The organism is Streptomyces sp. CB01635 (assembly GCF_002803065.1).
In the GTDB taxonomy this organism is placed as follows: domain Bacteria; phylum Actinomycetota; class Actinomycetes; order Streptomycetales; family Streptomycetaceae; genus Streptomyces.
On the sequence record NZ_NNBL01000035.1, the window covers coordinates 1 to 20,902 of the forward strand.

A 20,902-nucleotide genomic window follows, 5' to 3' on the forward strand; every position below is an offset into this window, starting at 1 on the left:
CGAGGCCGTCATCAAGCTGGAGCAGGAGCGGCTCGTCTACCAGGCGCGGCTGCGGTCCCGCGTCGGCCGCGCCTGGCGCCGCAAGGCTCCCGTCGAGTCCCTGATGCCGCTGCGCCTGGCGCGCTACGGCGTCCCGCTCGCGCAGACCGCTCCGGAAGGGCTCGCGGCAGCGGGGATCGCACCGCGGTTGCTGCCGGCTGGACCGCAGCAGACAACCCCGCAGCTGGAGTTGCCGATCGAAGCCGCAGAGGCTCCTGCGGCAGGGCCTTCGAGTCCGTGGTTCGCCCAACAGCTGCCGGCGCAGCAAGTCGAGACGACAAATTCAATCGACTACTTCGGCGCCTATGAGGATTTCCTGGCCGAGTATCAGGTCGTGCCGACGGCAGCCCAGTTCGCCCACTTCCTCCGGGACGAGCATGGGGCCGCCCAGGACGACGGCAGTCCGCTGCCGGAGGAAGAGCTGACGCCGCTCCTGGCCGTCTACGCCGCCAGGCTCGAGGCGAGCGTGGGCCACCAGGACACCGGCGACGCGGAAGAGCCGCAGGCTGAGGTACCGGTCTCGGAGGAGACGTGGGCGGCGTTCTACTGGGACGTGGCCCGCGCCTACGTGGACGAGTTCGGCGCCTCACCTGACCGGGCAGCGTTCGCGCAGTACCTGCGAGAGCGCTACAACTTGGACACTCCTGAACCGCACCTGCTGCCCGCCGAGGTCGCAGCAGAGCAGCTCCCCGTCCCCGGTGCCGCGGACATGAGTCCTCGCGAAGGGCTGGCGCGAGCCGAGACTCCGTCGGACGACTTGGTGCCGGTTCCCTCGCAGCGGGACCGCGCGCAGATCGACGTAGCCCTCGACTCTTCCGCGACGGTTGACGACGGAGGGGAGGCGGGGGAGGAGCTCGCGCGGCTCACGAATCCCGACCGGTACTACCTCGCCTACGAGCGTTACGTGGTCACCCGCGGCATGGAGCCCAAGGGCGGAGCAGCTTGGGAGGAAGTGTCGCAACAGCTTGCTGTGTCCGGTGTCCTGGGCGACAAGGGACAGCCGGTCAGCCTCAGCACCTTGCGCCGGTACGCACTGGAGCAGCGCATCTACCGCCGGTGGGTCGACGAATACGAGCGCCTGGGTGAGCCGCCGACATACGAGGCGCTGCTGAATCGGCTCGCCCACGACAAGGTCAAGGCGGGCAACCGGCAGCTGACCCTCGACGATCTGCAGCGCGGCGAGCATCTCGCCTCCGGGTTCGAGCGCCGCTACGACGCACTGCGCACCCATGACAGCACTGCGCACCTGTAGCCGTACCTGCTGCGCAACACAGGGGGAGTTGCGCACTCCATCTGCGGAGTAGGCGGGGGCTGCAGGCGAGGCGTTGCGCAGTTCCAATAAGTTGCGCAGTGCCCTGACCTGTACTTTCTCACTGCTCAACTTGTCAACGCGATGCCATCGGTAATGACTGCGCAACGAGGGACCGGCCACTGTGCAACTCGGAGGCCTGATGCACTTGGCAGTGCAGCGAACCGGCTCCGGCCGGAGCGCACTGCGCACTACGTTGATCAGATACTGCGCAGCGGACGATCCCAGGGTTTGCTGCATCCCGACGGGAGGGCACTTGTTAACTTGCAGCTGGATGCCCGTCGAAGTTGCATTTGGATGTCCCACCGCGATGTCGCCTGAGCTGCTGCTTAGTTGTTCGGCGGCGAGCAGGTTGTTAAGAGCGCGAGGGACACTCCGTGCAAAAGTCCAGGTCAATTCACTGCAAGCCTAAGTAGACCTCCTTCGGATGCGCGGGTGTCTGTCGCACAGGCGGCTGAACGTCGCGTGGCCGGGCCTAGCGAGTGCGGAGCCCGTCACCTGTGACAGGCCACCAATGCCAAGAAGGTTGCTATCCGGTTGTGGCCTACAACAGCGATGAATAACCCTCACGTCCGTGGGACGTCCATCTGTCGCGCACCCTCGAACTTCCGAAGATCGAGCGACCCCCGTGTGAGGGGGGCGACCCCCACGTGCGTGGGGCGGACTGCGCCAGCCTGGACGACGACGTGGCCTGGCAGGGGCGACCCCCACGTGAGTGGGGCGGACCCTGACGGGCCGCTGACCGACACGATCGGAGACGGGCGACCCCCACGTGCGTGGGGCGGACTCTGCGCGGCGCGCCGCCGCGTTGCTGATGGCCGGGTGACCCCCACGTGCGTGGGGCGGACGGGCCGGTAGGAGGCGTGGACGTCTGCCACGGCGGGTGACCCCCACGTGCGTGGGGCGGACGTGTTGGCGCATTCGATCCGGATCGGAGAGATGGAGCGACCCCCACGTGTGTGGGGCGGACGCGGAGGGGGGTGCCCCTATGTCTTTGGTCAAGGGAAACGGGGGTGCGTTGAGTCGGTAAGCCGGGCAGCATGGCGGGGTGGCTGATCTGCTGTGGGATGACGTGAATTCCTTCTTCGACCCGGACTTGATGGGGTCGCTGCCGGACGTGCGTGTCCCGAATGCCTCGGTGGAGGACTGGCAGGCGGCCCTCGATCTTGTCGCGGAGAAGGGCTGGAAGTGCCAATACTCCGAGGGAGAGACAGTGCTTCCGGTGCCCCGGGCGGAGGCCGCGTTGTCCCGCCCGGCGGATGCCGAGTGCCCGGACCTGCGGGTGTGGCCGACTGCCGACGTGTTGGCGATCTTCCGATTCCGTGCCGACGATGAAGTCGACTTCGACGTCGACCTGCGGGAGTTGCAGGGCCAGGATCGACTTGATGTGTTCTGCGGCTTCCTTCGGGAGATCGGGCGGCGGCTGGGCAAGCCCGTGCTGATGGACCCGGAAGGCGATTATGGCCATCCGCTGCTCGGCTTCGATGTCGAGGCCGATCGAGTCGTTCTCCTCGCAGACCCGCAGGTCAGGTGACTGAGGCCGACGGCTGCGGTTCGTAGAAGGTCCCGTCGCGGAGCATGGCGAAGAGGACGTCGGCCCGGCGCCTGGCGAGGCAGAGCAGGGCCTGGGTGTGGTGCTTGCCTTGGGCGATCTTCCTGTCGTAGTAGGTGCGCGATGCCGGGTCGGCCAGGGCGGCGAACGCGGAGAGGAAGAAAGCCCGTTTGAGCTGCTTGTTTCCCCTCCGGGAGGGCTGTTCACCGCGGATCGACGACCCGGAACTGCGGGTCGCCGGGGCGAGTCCGGCGTAGGCGGCGAGGTGGCCGGCGGTCGGGAAGGTGCTGCCGTCGCCGACCTCGATCAGGATCCTGGCTCCGGTCCTGACGCCGATTCCCGGCATGGACGTCAGGACCTTCGAAAGAGGGTGTGCCTCCAGGAGTTCCTCGATCCGCCCGGCTAGCAGCTTGCGCTGGTCAAGCACGGCTGTGAGCGAGGTGGCGAGGCTCGGGACGATCAGCGCGGCTGCTTCGGTGCCCGGGACGGTGACGGTCTGCTCGTCCAGGGCGGTGAAGATCTCCTCGACCAGCCGCTCGGCCATCCTCGGTGCCTTCGGCCGCAGCAGGGTGACCAGGCGCCGACGGCCGGCCTTGCGGATCTGGGCCGGTGACCCGAACCGTTCCAGCAGGGCCAGGACGGCCGGGTGTTGCAACCGCGGCCCCAGCACCCGCTCCAGCGAGGGATGGATCTGAGTCAGCAGGCCGTGAAGCCGGTTCGCGACCCTGGTCGCTTCCCCTGCGAGGTCGTCGTCGAAGCCGACGATCATCTCCAGCTCGGCGATCGTCTCGTCCTCGCCGTCGATCGCCCGCAGCGTGTGAGGCATCGCGCGGGCCGCGTCGGCGATGATGAATGCGTCCCTTGCGTCGGTCTTGGCCTCGCCCGGATAGAGGTCGGCGATCCGCCGCATCGTCAGGCCGGGCAGGTAGGCGACCGGGCAGCCCATGTCGCGGGCGACGGCCAGCGGCAGGGCGCCGATCGAGGCCGGCTGGTCGACCACGACCAGCACGGTTCCGTGCTTGGCCTGGAGTTTGGCGAACAGTTCGCGGAGCTTGGGCTCGGTGTTGGGCAGCCGCTTGTCGAAGGCCTTCTTTCCGGCTGGGGTGATGGCGGTGGCGTGGTGTTCGCCCTTGCCGACGTCCAGGCCGAGGAAGACGTCGATGTCGCCGGTGTCGATCACGTGCAGGCCCCTCCATCACGCTTTCGTCCGGCCTGCCACGGCACCGAGCTGCCACATCCACGTTACGGAGAGCTCTTCCAGCCTGGGTGAAGCCGGTGCTCAAGCCCCTCATCAGCGGTCCGTCGATGCCTCCGGGCCCGGTGACACCACCCCCCGGATCATCAACAACAGGAGGGGGAAGTCATGCCGGACCCGAAGGCCGGAGGCCCCATTGCGGAGCCACGAAAAAGGTAACGGAGGGGGTTGGTGTTCTCCTGTGGGCGACCCCCACGTGCGTGGGGCGGACTGCGCCAGCCTGGACGACGACGTCGCCTGGCAGGGGCGACCCCCACGTGCGTGGGGCGGACGACCAGGCGGTCGAGGAAAGCGCTCAACAGCTGGGGCGACCCCCACGTGCGTGGGGCGGACAGGTCGCGCTCCGCTGCCGACTCGGGCGACGGGGTGATCCCCACGTGCGTGGGGCGGACCCTTCGTGAGCTGGTCGGTCCCTGTGCGCTTCTTTGTGCAGTTACCCAAATTGGGCTTGATCAATGCGATCCCCCATGCGTGTGGGGCGAATTGCATCGCCGGTCGGTGTAGAGCCGCATGACCCCGCGAGAGGCCCAGCACGTGCTAGACGTAGAGCCGTGACCTGGCTGCCTCACGTGACGTGCAGTTGGTGCCCTGTGGGCTGGAAGTTGAACGGGGCGGACTAAATCTGCTCTTTGAAGAGCGCGTGAAGCCCCCGCACTGTGGTGTGGCGTGTATAGGTCGGCGCCCCGGGCCTGGAATGCTTTCGACGCTACCCATTCTGGGTCCTGCCGACACCCGGCGACGAGAAGTGCCCCGCTTCAAGTGAACTCTCCATGCGCGGCTGCGCATGGCTGCTGACGCCTGCGACGGTATGACCGGTCAGCGGCTGCCGACCGCATCGCAAAAGGGAGGGGCAGCCTGGTGGGGGTTGTTGAGGACAGCCGGTCTGGGGGGCTGCCGCTGTGTCTCTGGGGCAAGTTCAGCGCCACGCTACAGCTGGGCTATCCGGTTCTCTTCCACATGCTCGATGTGGCAGCCCTGGCAGGAGAGTTGTGGGATCGCTTCCTCACGCGCCAGCAGAGGAGCTTGATTGCTGAGGGGCTTGGCCTGACAACGGCTCAGGCGCGCACGGTGGTGATGTTCTGGGCAGGCTGTCATGACCTGGGCAAGGTGAGCCGGTTCCAGGAATGCGAGCCCGTCGGCTGGGCGCGGGTGAGTGAGGAACTGCGCGCGGACACTGGCCGGTGGCGCCTGATGCGGCACGAGCGCGCGTCGATGCACGCGATGGTTGTGATTCTCGCCCAGTTCGGCTACCCCTGCACCGGCAATGCCAGCCCTGCGGTGCGGGCCGCTCAGATCCTGGGCGGCCACCACGGCTGGTTCCACCAGGTGGACGTGCACGGGGCGGCAAGCCCGGCACGAGTGGCCGCCGAACTCGGGGGAGCCCTGTGGCAGGACGTCCGCTTCCGGTACGCGGCGCAGATCAGGCACCTGACCGGAGCGTCAGCCGTGCCGACGAGGGTGTCGGTGCCGGCCGGTGTGCTGATCGCCGGATTGGTGATGGTGGCGGACCAGTTGGCGAGTCAGCCGCACGCGTGGATGGGGCGGGCTTTGGCGCCGAAATTCGGCGCGGCGGAGCACTACGCCTGCGCCGTCCGTCCCAGCCTTTCCTCGACGGGGCGGTCCTGGGCGGACCGCGTCACTTCCGCCTCCGGACTGGAACGCGTTGACCTTCCGGACGCCGAATTCAGCACGGTGCATGCGCCGTTGACGCATCCGAACGCACTGCAGCAGTCGGTCATGCAGGCGCTGGAGGACGCGGTTGCCCGGCACGGGACTGGGATCCTGATTGTCACGGACCGGACCGGTGCGGGCAAGACTGTGGTCGCGCTGGAGGCCCAGAGAATCTTTACCGCGCACCTGGGTACGCGCGGCGTGGCGATCCTGCAGCCGTCTACCGCGATCGCGGACGCCATGTACGACACGCTCACTGCGTATGTGGCCGCGCACCAGCCTGTCCGCGCGCCGACCACCCTCGTGCACAGCTGGTTGAATGCGGCCTACAGCAACAACGCGCTGACCCGCGGCAGCCAGATCACCCTCGATGAGTACTTCACCGACACCCCCGATCCCAACGGCCGGCCCGCCCACAGGGTGACCGTGCCCGACGGCTTTCTGCGGGGTTCTGACCGGGCGCTGCTCGCCCAGTTCACCGTCGCCACCCTCGACCAGGCTCTGATGGGGGTGCTGCCCACCCGGCGCAATGCACTGAGGCTCCTAGGCCTGTCCGGGCGGACCGTCGTGCTGGACGAAGCCCACGCCTACAGCTCTTACACCCTGCGCCTGACCGAACGGCTGCTGCACTGGCTGGGCGCGCTCGGCTGCCCCGTCGTGCTGCTGTCCGCAACCCTGCCCGCCGCCGCGGCCGCAGCTCTCACCCGCGCCTACCTGGCCGGAGCCGGACACCCCAGCACCGCTCTTACGGAACGCGACCTCACTCCCGCCTACCCCGGCTGGCTGTTCGCCGCTGGCCGCGACGCCACCGTGGTGCGCATCGACGAAGCCACCCGGATCCGGCATGCCAAGGACCAGCGCTCGACCCCGACCGTTTCCCTGGCAGACGTCGAGCACCGGCCACTGGCCGACGCCGCCCGCCCCGTCCACCGCGGCGAACGCCTCGCCCTCATCCTGAGCGAAGCCGGTCGCGTTGCCGAAGAACAAGGCTGCGTGAGCATTCACACCGACACCGTCACCGACGCCCAGGACACCTACCGCTACCTGCAGCGCGAACTGGCAGGAACCGGCATGCGCCCTGGCACCGACCTGGTCCTGCTGCATGCCCGCATCGCCGGACACCGGCGCGAGCCGCTCCTGCGGACCCTGCGAGAAGGCCTGGGGCCAAGGGGCCACGCGCGGCCAAAGAGGCTGATCGTGGTGACCACCAGCCTGCTGGAAATGAGCCTGAACGTCGACCTCGACCACGTGATCAGCGACTTGGCCGCCCTGCACCGCCTGATGCATCGCCTGGGCCGCCTGTGGCGTTTCGAGCAGAGCTGGCTCAACCGGAGCGACCGACCACAGCGGCCCGCCTGGATCCAAGAACGCGGCCCGCACATGACCGTGCTGCACCCCGCCCACGCCGGCCGCACCACCCTGCCCGACCACCGGGCCCCGGGCGACTCGGACTTTCTGCTGCACCGCACAGCCGAACTTCTGCGCAGCAAGCGCACCGTGACCCTGCCCGACGACGTGCCCGCTCTGATCGAACAGCTCCACTGCCCCGGCGAGGAAACCGGGCAGGCCGAGACACTCACGGCCCTGCACGACGCCCACCAGGCCACAACTCGCAACGATGTCTGGCTCGCCGACACTCAGAGCGTGCCGCCGCCCAACCGCGTCGGGTCACTGTCTGACCTGCATCGCCGACCCGCACTGCCTGGGCAGGCACCCACCCGCGACGGTGACCGTGCCAAGCGCCTGCTGCCCTGCCACCGCCACCCCGGGGGACGCCTGACCCTGGACATTCACGGCCAACTCGACCTGCCGCAAGGCCCGCGCCTGAAGGCGGACGAGATCCGCCGCCTGCTCAACCACGTCGTCTCCGTCCCCCCGGCATGGGTGAGCGGCCCACCCGGCCAGGAAACCCCCCAACCCCCCACGGCATGGGCCGAGCATCCCCTCCTCGCCGACCTGACGCTGCTCGTCGACGATCCACGCCGACCCGGCCCCAGCACGTTCGGCATCCACGGCCTGTACATGGACCACGAACTCGGCCTCGTCCACACCGAAGACGGCTAACCGCATTCCCGCACCCCCGGTGCCCGGCCCTCAAGTCGCCGAGGCGCCGGGCATCCCACCGCTGGGGCAGGCGAGTTGGGCCGCTTTGGTCCAGCCCGCCAGGGGTGGTGCGGTACGACGCCCCAACCAGCATCGCCTCTCGCGCCGACCGCACCTTGCGGCACCCTGCGCTGCCTTGCGGGCCGACATCGCACGGTCCGCCGCATACCCCCGAAGCCCTCGGCGTACACGGCGCAGAACGACAACTCGAGGTGCGCCCAGCGGACAAGCGCTACCGCGCCGACATGTGCACCCCCACAGGTTCGTACGACTAATGAGCAGGGAGTGTCCCGCCACCAGACCACCGTGCTGTCCTGGCCCTGCGCACCCATTTCCACCGAAACCCCTGCGCCGCGCACCGGGCCGCCGCGCGCCTGCACCGCGGCAGGACAACGGGCGGGACGGCACAGGCGGCAGACCAAGGAGATCTGATCGAGCCCCGTTTCGACTTGGCCACCCAGCCCAGCATCCTGGTGCGCACCCGCACCGGTGAGGAGCTGCTGGGCCTGCATTCGGTACTACTCAACGCCCACGCCATCGAGACCCTGGCCGTGCCAATCCCGCCCGCCGCATCCGGGCTGTGGCGGCTCCTGGCCGCGATCACCGCCCGGATCACCAGCCTCGACCAGCCCGACACCCCACTGGAGGCCTGGCTCAAACGGCGCGCCGAGCTCCTTGAGACCCCGACCGGATTCGACCCGGACATCATCGACACCTACTGCGCCGCCCATACCTGGGACCTGTTCGATCGCACCCGCCCTTTCCTGCAGGACCCAGCCCTGGCCTCACAGTGCGCCAAGACCTCCGGTATCAACACCCTCGTCTGGGGCAGGCCGGCCGGGAACAACCTCGCCTGGTTCTCCGCCCACACCGACACCCGCCCCCAACCCGCCCCCAGCCACGAAGCGTTCTGGCACTTGCTCATCCACCACTACTACGGCCGCTCCGGCACCTGCTCCACGCGGACCCTGACACCCCCCGCGCCCAAGCATCTGCAACTGCGCGCCGGCCCCGTGCGCGGCACCGTCTCCTTCCACCCCGTGGGCCGCACCCTCTACGAATCACTCCTGCTGCACCTGGTGCCCTACCAAGGCAGCGGACAGCTCGCCGACACCGACCGCTGCCCCTGGGAAGAGGCGCCACCCGACCCCCACACCCCACCGACCGAGGTGACCTGGCCCGGACGCCTACTGGCCGGCCGCTCCCGCCACGCCCTGCTCCTGGTCCCCGACAGGGACGGCAGCCACGTCACCGACGTCTACCTCTCCTTCGCCAGCCGCCACATACCCCCACCCGCAGCCGACCCCTACACCATCATCCACACCAACCGGGACAAATCCGCCGACAAGCGGGACACTCCACGCCGGGCTGACGCCGACCGCGCCATGTGGCGGGACCTGGACGCACTGCTGCTCACCGACGACGAAACCACCAACACCCACACCAGCACCCGCCGACCCGCCGCGTTCGACCACCTCAACGACCTGCCCGCCCCCGTACGCACCCACCTGCGCGTCCAAGTCCACGGCTTCGACCAGGACCCCAAGACCAAGGACCGCACCTGGTACAGCGCACTGACCCCACCGATCTGGAACTGGGCTCAGGAACACGACCCCGACACCGCCACCCGCATCGCCGAATGCCGCAGGGCCGCCGAAACACTCGCCGCCACCCTGCGCAGCACAGCCAACCAAGCCTGGAAGCAGACCACCAACGCCCCCCGGGCACGCCCCTGCACCTGGTCCCGCACCGCACTGGCCCTCTACTGGCCACGCGCAGAACCACTCTTCTGGCACCTCATCGAAGACCGCGAACCGGACGCGTTCACAGCCTTCGCCCACCTCGCCATCACAGCCTTGCGCACCGCCACCCGCACCGACCTGCTGCACCACCAGGGCGCCGGCCCCGCCCTTGCCCAAGCCGTCGCCAAACTCCGGGCCACCCAGTCCGACCGTTCCAAGGACCGCTGATGCCCATGCCCGCCCCCGCCACTCCCACCACCGCCCAACGGCACGCCCACTACGACGACTTCGTCGCCCACACCCGCAACCTGTGCACCACGCCCCGCATCCGCGCTGACCTCGCCCGCGGCCAAGGCCGCCCCGCCAAAGAATGCCTCCATATCCACCGCTACCTCGCCCGACTCGTCGCCGGCTGGGGCGCCCGGCGCGCCCACTACACCGTGGCCGCGCTCATCGCCCTGGAACCTCCTAACCCTCACGCCGCTCACCTCGCGCCCCGGGGACCGCAGGTCCACCACGCCACACCCGTGCCCTGGCACCGCCGGCCCAACCTCGGTGCCGCCCTCGCCCAGGCCGCCGCATGCCGCCCGGTCAGCGCCGTCGCCCTCGAACGCAAACTCAACACCCTCGTCCACCTGTCCGCCGACCACCTCCACCCCCTGCTGCCAGGCCTGGCCAACCAACTGCTGCACACCGGAGGCCGGCCCGACTGGGCCGTGTGGCTGAGCGATCTGGCCCTGTGGGACATCGACCGGCTCGCCGTGGCCAGCGGATGGCTAGGCGCATTCCACCTCGACGGCCCGGACGACAATCGCGACGAACAGGAGCACTGAATGCCCGCCCGCTACCTCGACCTCCACGTCACCGAGATGCTGCCCGCCTCCTGCCTCAACCGAGGCGAGCACGATCTGCCCAAGACCTTCCAGCTGGGCAACACCACCCGCGCCGTCATCACCAGCCAGAGCTTCAAACGCGCCATCCGCACCGCCCTCGAAGAGGAACTGAACGAGTACGCCGTGCGCACCCGCCGGATCCCGCCCCGCGTCATCGCTGCCCTCAAGCGCGCCGGCTGGCCCGACGACCTCGCTGACTACGCCGGCAGCCAGATCGCCCAGTGCTCAACCCCCAGCGGCCTGGCCAGCGACGAGACGAAATCCCACCGCACCCAAGCCTTGATCTACACCGCCGAGAAGGCACTCCTCGACGACCTCACCGATGTGTGCATCCGCCACCGCACCGCCCTGCAAGAGGGACTCGCAGCCACCCGAACCCCGGCGCCCAAGGGCAAGAAGAACGAGCCCGCGCGCTGCCTGCCCGCCAAGGAACTCGGCGCCATCCTGGCCCGCCGCACCGCCTGCATCACCCTGTTCGGACGCATGCTCGCCGGACACGACGACAGCCACGTCAGCGGCGCCGTCCACATGGCCTGGGCCTTCACCACCCACACCAGTGACCGGCAACCAGACTTCTTCACCACTAAGGAAGACTGGGATGAACCCGGCGACCGCGGCAGCGCCTTCCTCGACACCGCCTTCCTGACCGCCGGCGTCTTCTACCGCTACGCCTGCGTCAACCTCACCGAACTCACCGCCAACCTCGACGGCGACACAGACGAGGCCCTCCGCCTCACGGGCCTGTTCATGGACACCTTCCTCCTCACCCACCCCGGCGCCAAGCAGACCTCCACCGCCCCCCACACCCTCCCCGACACCGCCGCCTACGTCGTCCGCGACCGCCGCCCCGTCTCCTACGCCGCCGCTTTCGACCAGCCTGTCCGCGCCAGCCATCAAGGCGGCTACCTGGCCTCCACCCGCCGAGCCCTGTCCCAGCAAGCCGCCCTCACCGACCGGCTCATCGGCGCCCGCCGCCGCATCGGACACGGCCACACCACCGCCCACACCAGCCCCCTGGACCACCTCGGTCCCCACCACGACGGCTTCGAAGACCTCACCGCCGCCGCCCTACTGGCCGCCGCCCAGCCCCCTGCCCGCTCATGACCAGCACCGACTACGGACTGCTGCTCCGCCTGGCCGGACCGCTCAGCGCGTACGGCACCCACGCCGTCTCCACCTACCGCGCAACCCACCAACACCCCACCCGCTCCGCTATCACCGGCATGCTTGCCGCAGCCGCCGGCCGCCCCCACCACCACGCCCTCAACCCCTTCACCGACCTGCCCGGCCAACCCGCCTACCACCAACTGCAGTTCACCATCCGCACCGACCGCCCGGGCGCCCTGCACACCGACTACCACGTCACCGGCGGAGGCTACCCCCGCCACCAACTACTCCACACCTCCGCAGGCACCCGCCGCCCACCCGACCAGTCCGCCCTGCCCTCCCACCGCCTCTACCTCAACGACGCAGCCTTCGTACTCGCCCTCACCGGCCCCCCAGCCCTCATCGACGCCATCGCCGACCACCTCGAACACCCCCACTACGCCCCCTACCTCGGCCGCCGCACCTGCGTCCCCGACGAACCCCTCGTCCTGGGACCACCCCGCCCCGACCCTGTCCACCACCTCCTGCACCACGTCCCCCTCGCCCTGCCCACCCCACCCTCACTCGGCACCCGCACCGTGCCCGTCACCTTCTGGTGGGAGACCCCGCCCGCCCACCAGCCGCACGCCACCTACACCGAACTCGCCGACCAGCCCCGCGACTTGACCCCCCACACCCGCCACCACACCCAGCGCCGCATCTGGCGCACCACCGAACACCTGCCCGCCCGCCTGTACGCAGGAAGCCGCCCCCAATACGCCCTCGCCGCCTACCTCGAGGAAGACCGCACATGCCCCAAGCCAGCCTGACCCGTATCCACCTCAACCTCACCCACCCCACCGTCCGCCGCGACCTTGCCGACTACCCCCGCCTGCACAAGACCCTCATGTCACTGGCCGACGACCACCTCGGCCCCCACCCCCGCCAACAGGCCGGCCTCCTCTTCCGCCTCGAAACCGACCAGCGCGTCCCCACCCTCTACGTCCAGACCCGCCAAACCCCCCTGACCCAACGCCTCCCCACCGGCTACGGCACCGCCGAAACCCGCGACCTCACCCCATTGCTCACCCACCTCCAAACCGGCCGACACATCCGCTACCGCATCACCGCCAGCCCCACCGCCCGTATCGGCAACAACCCCCCGCCCCGCCACCGCGACCCACGCCCGGGCCACCGGCCAACCACCCTGCCCCGCGGCGCAATCACCCCACTACACGGACCCGACGCCCTCCAGTGGTGGCATCGTCGAGCCCGCCAAGCCGGACTCACCCTCACCACCACCACGCACACCCCGCGCCCTTTCCGCCGCCCCCGCGGCGCCCAGCCCGGCCCCCACCACCATCTCGTCCAGTTCGACGGCACCGCCCACATCAGCGACCCGCACGCTCTGGCCACCGCACTGACCGACGGCATCGGCCGCGGCCGCGCCTACGGCGCCGGACTGCTCTCCCTCGCCCCCGCCTGACCCGCCAGCCCCGGAGACACCTCATGCCCGACCACGAACCCCGCCTCGACCAGACCCCCTTGCGCCAGACCGCTATCGCCCAACTCCTGCACCTGCACGACAGCGGAACCCTCACCCGGCACCACAAACACCTCGCCGCCCAGGCCTTCAACCGCAACATCAAAACCATCGAAAAGTGGATGAAAAACGCTCAACAGCACCACGGCCACTACACCCCCCAGCCCCGCACCACACTGCGCCTGACCCCCGCCATCCACGACGCCCTGGCCCGCTGGTGCGGCAACATCGCCGCCGCATACCGCGAACTGCGCACCGAAGGCCACCTCGAAATCCCCAGCCAGCCTGGCCGCCACTACTCCTACGCCACCCTGCGCCGCACCATCCAGCGCGAACTCGACCTCGGACACCTGGCCGGCCTCAAGGGCGGCGAAACCGCCCGCCGCCGCCACGACGTCCACAACACCCGCCCGCGAGGCCACCGCAACGAGGCTTGGGAAGGCGATCACAAGACGGCCGACATGAACGTCACCCTCGGCAACAAGATCGTCACCCCCGTCATCACCTGGTTCGCGGACTGCAGCACCGACGTCATCTGCGGCCTGGCCGTCACCCCCCACGCCCCCTCACGCGACGCGATCCTCACCGCACTGCGCGCAGCGATCCTGCGCGGCCCCCACTACGGCCCCTTCGGCGGCGTTCCCGGCCTCATCCGCATCGACCGCGGCCGGGACTTCCTGTGCAGCACCGTCGAAGAGGCCATCGGCTACTTCGGTGCCGAACGCGTAGACCTGCCCCCGCGCCACCCCGAACTCAAAGGCACCATCGAAGCCATCAACAATGCAGTCTCCTGCATGCACTTCAAGGGCCTGCCCGGCTACACCCAACGCCCCTCCACCGAACCACGCGGGAAGAATCGCCGCCCGAACCCGGCAGACCTGCTCACCTTCGAAGACTTCGTGGCCCGCCTGCTGGACTGGGTCAACGTCTGGAACCACGAGCACCGCATCCGTACCCTCAACAACCGCACCCCCGCCCAGGCATGGGCAGACGACCTCACCCCCGTCCGCGACGTGCCGCCAGAAGCCCTGTACACCTTCACCCTGCGAGCCAACCGCACGAGCCACACCATCCTGGGAGACGGCATCCACTGGCACGACCGCGTCTACCTCGATGACTGGATGAACGGCAAGGTCGGCACGAAAGCCGTCGTGCGCTACATGCCCCACCACCCCCAGCGCATCGAACTCACCCACCCCACCACCGGCCGCTACCTCGGCCCCGGCTTCGACCAGACCACCCCCGACCCCGAAGCCGAAGAACGCCGCCGCGCACTACGCCGCAAACGTGAGCGATCCGCCCGTGACCTCGCCAGCCGCCTGAAGAAGACGAACAAGAGTCTCAGCGAGCGCTACGGACCTGTGACCACTGCCTCCGCCCCCACCCCGATCCACCCGCCCACCGAGCCCCCACCCCACCCGACCGCCCCGCCGGACACCCAACGCCCCCTGCCTGCCCCCAGCGCCTCATGGCACACACCCGCTGCCCCGACTACTTCCGAAGGCGACACCGACGCCCCGTCCGACGACGAGGACCGTGATGCGAACCCTTGAACCGCCCTCAGCCCACGACCACTACCTCCGTCTCAAAGGCGCAAGCCTGCGCCCCACCCGCGCCTCCCGCCTCACTCACCACCACCTCAAAAGCATTCACCGCGACGCCGGACTGCTGTGCGTCCACGGAGGCTACGGGCTGGGCAAGACCCTCGCCGTCAAGACCAACCTGTACGACATCGCCCCCGAGGCCTCACTGCGGTTCCAGCACGCCCCCGGCATCCCCATGCAGGACTTCAAGATCGACCTTGCCGACGCCCTCGGCATGCCTGAAGGAACCACCGAACATCGCCGCACCATCGAACACTTCATCCGCAAAACCCTCGCCAAGCAGCCCCTCACCCTGGTCTTCGACGAAGCCCAAGGCCTCAGCAACCATGTCCTCGAGTACATCCGCGCCCTGTGGGACGACCCCACCAACCACCTCTCCGCCGTCCTCGTCGGCTCCAACACCTTCTACCGCCGCCTCCGCCGCCTGGGCGCTTTCGGCAACCGCATTACCGTTTGGCAGCCCTACACCCCACTACGCCCCGACGAAGTCGTCGACACGATGCCCGGCTACCACCCGCTCTTGGCCGACACCGACCCACAAGACCTGCTGTGGCTCGACGACACCGCGTGCCACGGCAACTTCCGCAACTGGACCCAGTTCACCTACCACCTGCAACTGATCGTCGACGACGACCAACGCCCCGAGACCGGCTTCAGCCGGAAGCTCGCCCGCGAAATCCTCACCGACATGGACCGGACAACCCACCCCGACGGTGAGAGCCCGCAGGGATACATGTAACCGCCCGCCACGCGGCCACGGACCGTCACCGCCGAGTGCGTAAACCTGAGCCGGTCTAGCACGACGGCATACACATGGCACCGGACGGACACCCGCCACGCCCCGCCAGCAGAAAGCGCACTCAGCCGTAGAGCGGTCGACTGCCATCCGAGAGTTCTGCGGTAACGCGGAGTGCCGGCGGCGTCGCCACGACGCACCGCACGGGTGGATCAGGACCGTGTGCGACAGCTGCCACGCCACCGGAGATTCAAAGATCCCCATGGATCGGAGGAGGGCTGGGCGGAAGTATCCGGTACGGTAGGGCCTTTCGGCAGGGAATGAAGCGGGGGCCGGGGCGCCCACCCGTCATGGCTGGGGTGTGACATGCCTTGGTGCAGGGGACGGTGCAACTCCTGTGGCCTGCTCGAGTCTAGGTGGCTGATCATCGAGTGAACTCTCCTGCGCAGCTTGAGTGAACCCTCGACCATGCATGGAGACCTGTGATCTGCAGTGCGGGGGCTGTCAGTGCTCGGTGATTCACTCGGAACACGGCAGCTGCCACACGACTTCGGCCTCCTGGGGTGCGGGGTGCCAGGAGGCGGGCGGGTGCGCTCTGGCCGGCCGGTCGAGCAGATGGGTCAGTTGCTGTGGTGTCTGGTCGTACAGGTGCATGAGGAGGTCCGGGTCGGCGCTCCCGGCGCCGTCGGGGCGGGGGTGTGCGGCCACGGTGAGCGCGGCGAGCTGGACGGCGCCGGGCAGCGTGCGAGGGGCGGGCCGGGGCTGCCCTGCGAGAATTCCGCTGCTTGGAAGACTGGGAATTTCCTCCTGCTGCGTGTTTTGGTGTGCGGCCACGCGATTCATTGTCTGACCGTCTGCCAGGCCAGGTCATCCATCGCGGCGTCGAGTGTCCAGGCGTTAAGTACGCCGGTCGTGGCGAGTTGTTCGAGTGCTGTGATCAGCTGGTCGCCTGTGAGCCCGCAGCTGCGGGCCACTTGCCCGGCGTCTGCGGTGCCGCTGGCTGTGCCGGGGGAGACGTGCACGGCCAGCGCCACCGCGGCCAGCTGCAGGCCGGGGCCCTGGTTGCGCAGCGCGGGTGCACTTGCCGTGCGCAGGGCCCAGTCGGCGGCGCGGGCTCGGCCGCGGCGTCCCGGTCTGGGGCTGAGCAGGGTTGCATCCAGCAGCTGCGTTGCGGCCCTGTTTGTGGATGAGAGCGGTGGTCGGTGCAGCCAGTGGGCCTGTTCCAGCTCGCGCCACCACATGCCCTCACCGTGCAGGTGCATGCCGCGCAGGAGACCGGGCGGGAGTTGGGTGCGGCCGCGGTCGTCGGCGCGCAGGGCGCACTGCAGGGCGAGCAGGCGGGCTTGAGGGCCAGTGGGGGAGGGGAGAGCGGCAGCGAGATAGGAGAGCATGTCGCGCACACGGACCCGCGCGCTGGGGTCCTCGGGCCCGTTCTTGGTGGGCTGTTCCGTCTTATGAGGTGAGGGCGCGGCGGCGAGTTGGGGCTCGGGGACGATAGCGGCGTGGTTAGTGGCGCCGGCGCAGGCCGTGCATACGTCGGCGAGCCGCCATAGGCGCCCGCCCTGCTCGCGGGCAAGGGCAAGCACGATCGGGCCGGAGCAGCCGCGGTGGCGGGGGTGCCAGCGGCAGCCGCGCTCATGGCACTGGCAGGTCCGCAGGTGCACCGGGAGTGCGTCCAGGCGGGCATGCCGGGCCAGATGAGCAAGGACCGCGGAACGAGCTGTCGCGCCGCCCTTGGCCGACGTGGTGACGGGACGGCACCGAGGACACACGAGTTCCGGGCCGCAGCGCTGTGGCCGCAACTCCACGGTCCAGATGCGCGGCACCGTGCGGTTGGCCGTGCAGAGCCTCATCGTGCACGCCTCTCTGTCTCGTTCGTGCTGGCGCTGATCCGGGTGGCCCGTCCGATAGGCGGGTCCGGCGGCACACCGTAGTGCAGACCTCTGCCCTGTGTGAGTTGTGGTCACCTGCAGAAATAGGGCAGAGGTCTGCACTGACAGGGCAGGGGTCTGCACCTTCGGATGGTGGGGTGACGATCTTCCCGCCCGACCCGAACCTCACCGCGCTCCGCCTGGAGCTGGCGCGGCTCAGGGGTGAGCGCGGATGGACCTACGACGAGCTCGCCAGCCGCAGCGGCCTGTCCCGGCGCACCCTCATCGAGGTTGAACAGGGGCGCACCATCGGATCACTCAAGACCTGGCACGCCCTCGCTCACGCCCTGGACGTGAGCGTCGACCACCTCTTCGCCACCCTCTGCGAGGGCCACCCGGCCCCCGGCGACAACGCCGGATAGCCCGCCGTTCCCCTTTCGCCGGACCACCCGATCCAGCGACGGAAACAGAACCCGCAATCGATGATTCGCGTGCGCGTTCTAGCCGGTTGATCCGGTCGCGGGACACCCGCGGCACGCACAGCGTGCCGACGGCGCGCCGCCTGCCACCTTCACCGCCATGTGCCCCACCTCCCCACCCCGCCGGTGGGACGGCAGCCGCGCCGGCTCCCGCCGCCCGCGCGCCCTGCACGTCGACCCCGACAGCCCCACCCGACTCGTGCGCACTGCCCAGAGCGTTACCTGCCGCCTGTGCGGCAACCGCTTCGAGTGGTACCAGCGCAGCGACGGACGCCCCATCGGTCTGCACCCGACCGAACTCACCACCCGCACCGTTCCTGCCCGCTGCCGCTGGCATCTCAGTCGCGGCGTTGCCCACCCTGCAGGCGACGGCAGTGCCTGGTGCCGTATCCCGCACCACTTGATCTGTCCCGGCCTCGACACCACCACGCTGACGCCGCCCCTAAACGAATTGCGCCGCCAACTCGCCTTGCGTACCCGCCGCCTGATCGACGCCGGCGCCCACACCCCACCCACAGACCAGCCGCCGCCCCAGCCGGCCGCCGCCGTCTGCCGGCCATCCCGGCCCATTGCACACCTCCTGTACGGCTACTACCTCGCTGACGGGCCCCTGGAGGACATCCGATGCGTGGCCCAGGCCCGCACCCGGCACCGATGCCCTAACCCCGTACACCACCCCGGCGCCCCATCCGGCATCTGGGGGCTGCACTCCCTCAGCCCCAGCTGCGGGCAACTGACCCTGCCCGGCGGAGCGATGGCCCTCTACGACCTCAGCCACCTGCCCTACGCGGAACAACTGCGCTGGCGTACCCAGCGCTGCCCCCACCACGCCGCCGCACACGGAGCAGCCGACCTGGCCCTCACAGGCTGGGAGGTCTTCGACCCGCTCCTGCACCACCAGCACATCCACACGCGGCTACCCGACCTGGTCCGCCGCCGCAAAGACAGGCAGGCATGAACCTGCACCACGCAGTTGAGATCACCCTCACCCGTCCCGCCACGCACGACGAACTCGCGCACGCGGCCCGCACACTGCCACTGGCCGCCAACCACGACGCCACCCGCCTCATGACCGTCGTGCACGCCAAGACCCCAGGCCGGGCCCTCCACCGCGTGCGCGGTCGGCTCCGCGAAGCGCTGCCCGTCGACGTGATCACCACCCACTACCCGGACTCCAGCGGCCACGTCCTCCTCAACATCACGCTCTCACCCTCCGCAGACGCCGCCGTTTGCCAAGCTGCCGACCGCGCCGGCCAGACACGGCGCATCTTCGTACGGCTAGCCCTCCGCAAGGCCCTGGCCCAGCACGTCGAGGAGGAAGCCAGTCTCCTCGACAGCGCAGTGCAGCGGCTACTTGCCACCACCACCGCATCGCAACTCCTGGCGGCCGTCGGCCGCGCCCTCACTCCCACCCCCGGAGCACCCTCATGCTGAACCCGACCGACGAACAGACCGCAGCAGCCGACACGTTCCGAGCCGGAGACCACCTCGCCCTGCAAGCCGGCGCAGGAACGGGCAAAACCACCACCCTGGCCCTGCTCGCCCAGACCACCAAACGCCGCGGCCGCTACCTCGCCTACAACCGGGCCATCGCCACCGACGCCCGCACCCGCTTCCCAGACAACATCACCTGCAAAACCGCCCACGCCATGGCCTACGCCGCCGTCGGTCACCGCTACACACGCCGTCTCAACGCCCCACGCCGCCCCGCCTGGCGGACCGGCCACGCCCTCGGCCTGACCAAACCCGTCCGCATCGGCAACCGCGAAGTGTCCCAAAGAGCCCTCGCGAACGCCGCCCTGCGCACGGTTGCCCGCTTCTGTCAGACCGCTGACACGGCGATTGCCCGCCTTCACGTCCCCCGCCTGCGCGGCCTGGAGGACGAGTCCCTGCACACCCAACTCGCCGACCACATCGTGCCCTTCGCCCGCAAGGCGTGGAGAGACCTGCAGCACTTCGACGACGGCGCGGTCCGCTTCGACCACGACCACTACCTCAAGATCTGGGCCCTCACCCAACCGAAGATCGAAACCGACTTCCTACTCCTGGACGAGGCCCAGGACACCAACTCCGTCGTCGAACAGGTCTTCCTGGCCCAGCGCGAGCACGCCCAGCTAGTCATGGTCGGCGACTCCGCCCAGGCCATCTACCACTGGCGCGGAGCCAAAGACGTGATGACCGGCTTCGACGCCACCGCGATGGCCCTGTCGCAGTCTTTCCGCTTCGGCCCGTCACTCGCGCACGAAGCCAACCGATGGCTGGCCATCGCCGATGCCCCCATCCGCCTGCGCGGCAGCGACGCCGTACCCACTGAACTGGGCCCCGTCACCCGTCCCGACGCGGTGTTGTGCCGCACGAACGTCGGCGCCATGACCCAGGTCATGCGCCTGATGGCAGAGGGACTCCGCGTGGGCCTGGCCGGGGGAGGAGACAGCCTGCGGGGCCTCGCGCTGGCCGCCCAGGACCTCAAGGACGGACGCCGGACCAGCCATCCCGAACTGGTGCTCTTTGCCACTTGGGGAGACCTGCAGGACTACGCATCCCACGACCCTTCCGGCCGCGACCTGCAACCCCTGGTCGACCTGGTCGACACCCACGGCACCGACGTCATCCTCAGCGCCGTCTCCCGCCTCGCCCCCGAGAACGGTGCAGAGGTCACCGTCTCCACTGCGCACAAGGCCAAGGGGCGTGAATGGGCCCGAGTGAAGATCGCCGGCGATTTCCTCCCGCCCAAAGACAGTGACCACAAAGATGCGGCAGGCAACCCCCTGCCGGGGCCGATCGACGATGCCGAAGCCCGCCTCGCCTACGTCGCGGTGACCCGCACCCGCATGCGGCTCGACCTGGGTGGCCTGTCCTGGATCAACCGCCATCCCGACGGGCCAGGCCCCGGACCAGCCGATGAAGACCGTCACCTCATCCAACGGCCATAGTGCCCGCAACCTGTCCAGGCCCACTGACGCTTACGAACCCAACCGCGTCGTCAGTCCGCTGCTTCCCTGATCGCGTGGAGCGTTGA

Annotated in this window: 16 protein-coding genes, 1 pseudogene and 1 CRISPR repeat array; of the genes and pseudogenes, 14 read left to right on the forward strand and 3 right to left on the reverse strand. The window is 69.3% G+C overall.

Features of this window, described 5'->3' with window-relative positions; genetic code table 11:
- Positions 1-1,291: pseudogene (locus CG723_RS48320) on the forward strand (hypothetical protein); the annotation flags it as partial.
- 698 nt (positions 1,292-1,989) lie between these two features.
- Positions 1,990-2,318: direct repeats of the CRISPR family, unit length 24 nt; unit sequence GACCCCCACGTGCGTGGGGCGGAC.
- Positions 2,319-2,396: 78 nt separating this feature from the next.
- Positions 2,397-2,882, forward strand: coding sequence for a hypothetical protein (locus tag CG723_RS40960; protein WP_100598643.1), 486 nt, complete (start codon positions 2,397-2,399; stop codon positions 2,880-2,882).
- Here the strand turns inward: CG723_RS40960 and CG723_RS40965 are convergent.
- Complete coding sequence (locus tag CG723_RS40965; protein ID WP_100598644.1) at positions 2,875-4,080, reverse strand: IS110 family transposase; 1,206 nt, start codon at positions 4,078-4,080, stop codon at positions 2,875-2,877. The genes CG723_RS40960 and CG723_RS40965 overlap by 8 nt on opposite strands.
- A 933-nt stretch (positions 4,081-5,013) precedes the next feature.
- Between CG723_RS40965 and CG723_RS40970 the strand changes: the two genes are divergently transcribed.
- The 8 genes from CG723_RS40970 to CG723_RS41005 all read left to right on the forward strand — a co-directional run bounded on the left by CG723_RS40970 (position 5,014) and on the right by CG723_RS41005 (position 15,536).
- Complete coding sequence (locus CG723_RS40970; RefSeq protein ID WP_100598645.1) at positions 5,014-7,890, forward strand: CRISPR-associated endonuclease Cas3''; 2,877 nt, start codon at positions 5,014-5,016, stop codon at positions 7,888-7,890.
- A 488-nt stretch (positions 7,891-8,378) separates the two neighbouring features.
- On the forward strand, positions 8,379-9,899 hold the full coding sequence (gene casA / locus CG723_RS40975) for a type I-E CRISPR-associated protein Cse1/CasA (RefSeq protein WP_100598646.1): 1,521 nt from the start codon (positions 8,379-8,381) through the stop codon (positions 9,897-9,899).
- Positions 9,899-10,504 carry a type I-E CRISPR-associated protein Cse2/CasB gene (locus CG723_RS40980; protein WP_267893771.1) on the forward strand — a complete coding sequence of 202 codons (606 nt, stop codon included), beginning with the start codon at positions 9,899-9,901 and terminating at the stop codon, positions 10,502-10,504. The genes casA and CG723_RS40980 overlap by 1 nt, the downstream gene beginning before the upstream one ends.
- Positions 10,505-11,668, forward strand: a complete 1,164-nt coding sequence (gene cas7e / locus CG723_RS40985) for a type I-E CRISPR-associated protein Cas7/Cse4/CasC (protein ID WP_100598647.1) — start codon at positions 10,505-10,507, stop codon at positions 11,666-11,668.
- On the forward strand, positions 11,665-12,480 hold the full coding sequence (cas5e, locus tag CG723_RS40990) for a type I-E CRISPR-associated protein Cas5/CasD (protein ID WP_100598648.1): 816 nt from the start codon (positions 11,665-11,667) through the stop codon (positions 12,478-12,480). The genes cas7e and cas5e overlap by 4 nt, the downstream gene beginning before the upstream one ends.
- A complete protein-coding gene (cas6e, locus tag CG723_RS40995; RefSeq protein WP_100598649.1) occupies positions 12,462-13,136 on the forward strand; it encodes a type I-E CRISPR-associated protein Cas6/Cse3/CasE in 675 nt (224 codons plus the stop codon). Before cas5e ends, cas6e begins: the two co-directional genes overlap by 19 nt.
- 23 nt (positions 13,137-13,159) lie before the next feature.
- Positions 13,160-14,746 (forward strand): Mu transposase C-terminal domain-containing protein, encoded by a 1,587-nt coding sequence (locus CG723_RS48805; protein WP_100598650.1) that lies wholly within the window; start codon positions 13,160-13,162, stop codon positions 14,744-14,746.
- Positions 14,733-15,536, forward strand: coding sequence for an ATP-binding protein (locus CG723_RS41005; protein WP_100598651.1), 804 nt, complete (start codon positions 14,733-14,735; stop codon positions 15,534-15,536). The genes CG723_RS48805 and CG723_RS41005 overlap by 14 nt, the downstream gene beginning before the upstream one ends.
- A gap of 516 nt (positions 15,537-16,052) precedes the next feature.
- On the opposite strand, the gene CG723_RS41010 is transcribed toward CG723_RS41005, so the two are convergent.
- Positions 16,053-16,367, reverse strand: coding sequence for a hypothetical protein (locus CG723_RS41010; protein WP_100598652.1), 315 nt, complete (start codon positions 16,365-16,367; stop codon positions 16,053-16,055).
- A 5-nt stretch (positions 16,368-16,372) separates the two neighbouring features.
- Complete coding sequence (locus CG723_RS46620; protein ID WP_159032656.1) at positions 16,373-17,386, reverse strand: hypothetical protein; 1,014 nt, start codon at positions 17,384-17,386, stop codon at positions 16,373-16,375.
- Between the two features lie 176 nt (positions 17,387-17,562).
- On the opposite strand from CG723_RS46620, the gene CG723_RS41020 reads away from it, so the two are divergent.
- The 4 genes from CG723_RS41020 (at position 17,563) to CG723_RS41035 (ending at position 20,816) form a co-directional block, all read left to right on the forward strand.
- On the forward strand, positions 17,563-17,826 hold the full coding sequence (locus tag CG723_RS41020) for a helix-turn-helix transcriptional regulator (RefSeq protein ID WP_100598654.1): 264 nt from the start codon (positions 17,563-17,565) through the stop codon (positions 17,824-17,826).
- Between the two features lie 157 nt (positions 17,827-17,983).
- Complete coding sequence (locus CG723_RS41025) at positions 17,984-18,841, forward strand: DUF6083 domain-containing protein (RefSeq protein WP_100598655.1); 858 nt, start codon at positions 17,984-17,986, stop codon at positions 18,839-18,841.
- Positions 18,838-19,317 carry a hypothetical protein gene (locus CG723_RS41030; RefSeq protein ID WP_100598656.1) on the forward strand — a complete coding sequence of 160 codons (480 nt, stop codon included), beginning with the start codon at positions 18,838-18,840 and terminating at the stop codon, positions 19,315-19,317. The genes CG723_RS41025 and CG723_RS41030 overlap by 4 nt, the downstream gene beginning before the upstream one ends.
- Positions 19,314-20,816, forward strand: a complete 1,503-nt coding sequence (locus CG723_RS41035; protein ID WP_100598696.1) for a UvrD-helicase domain-containing protein — start codon at positions 19,314-19,316, stop codon at positions 20,814-20,816. The genes CG723_RS41030 and CG723_RS41035 overlap by 4 nt, the downstream gene beginning before the upstream one ends.
- The last annotated feature ends 86 nt before the right edge of the window (positions 20,817-20,902 follow it).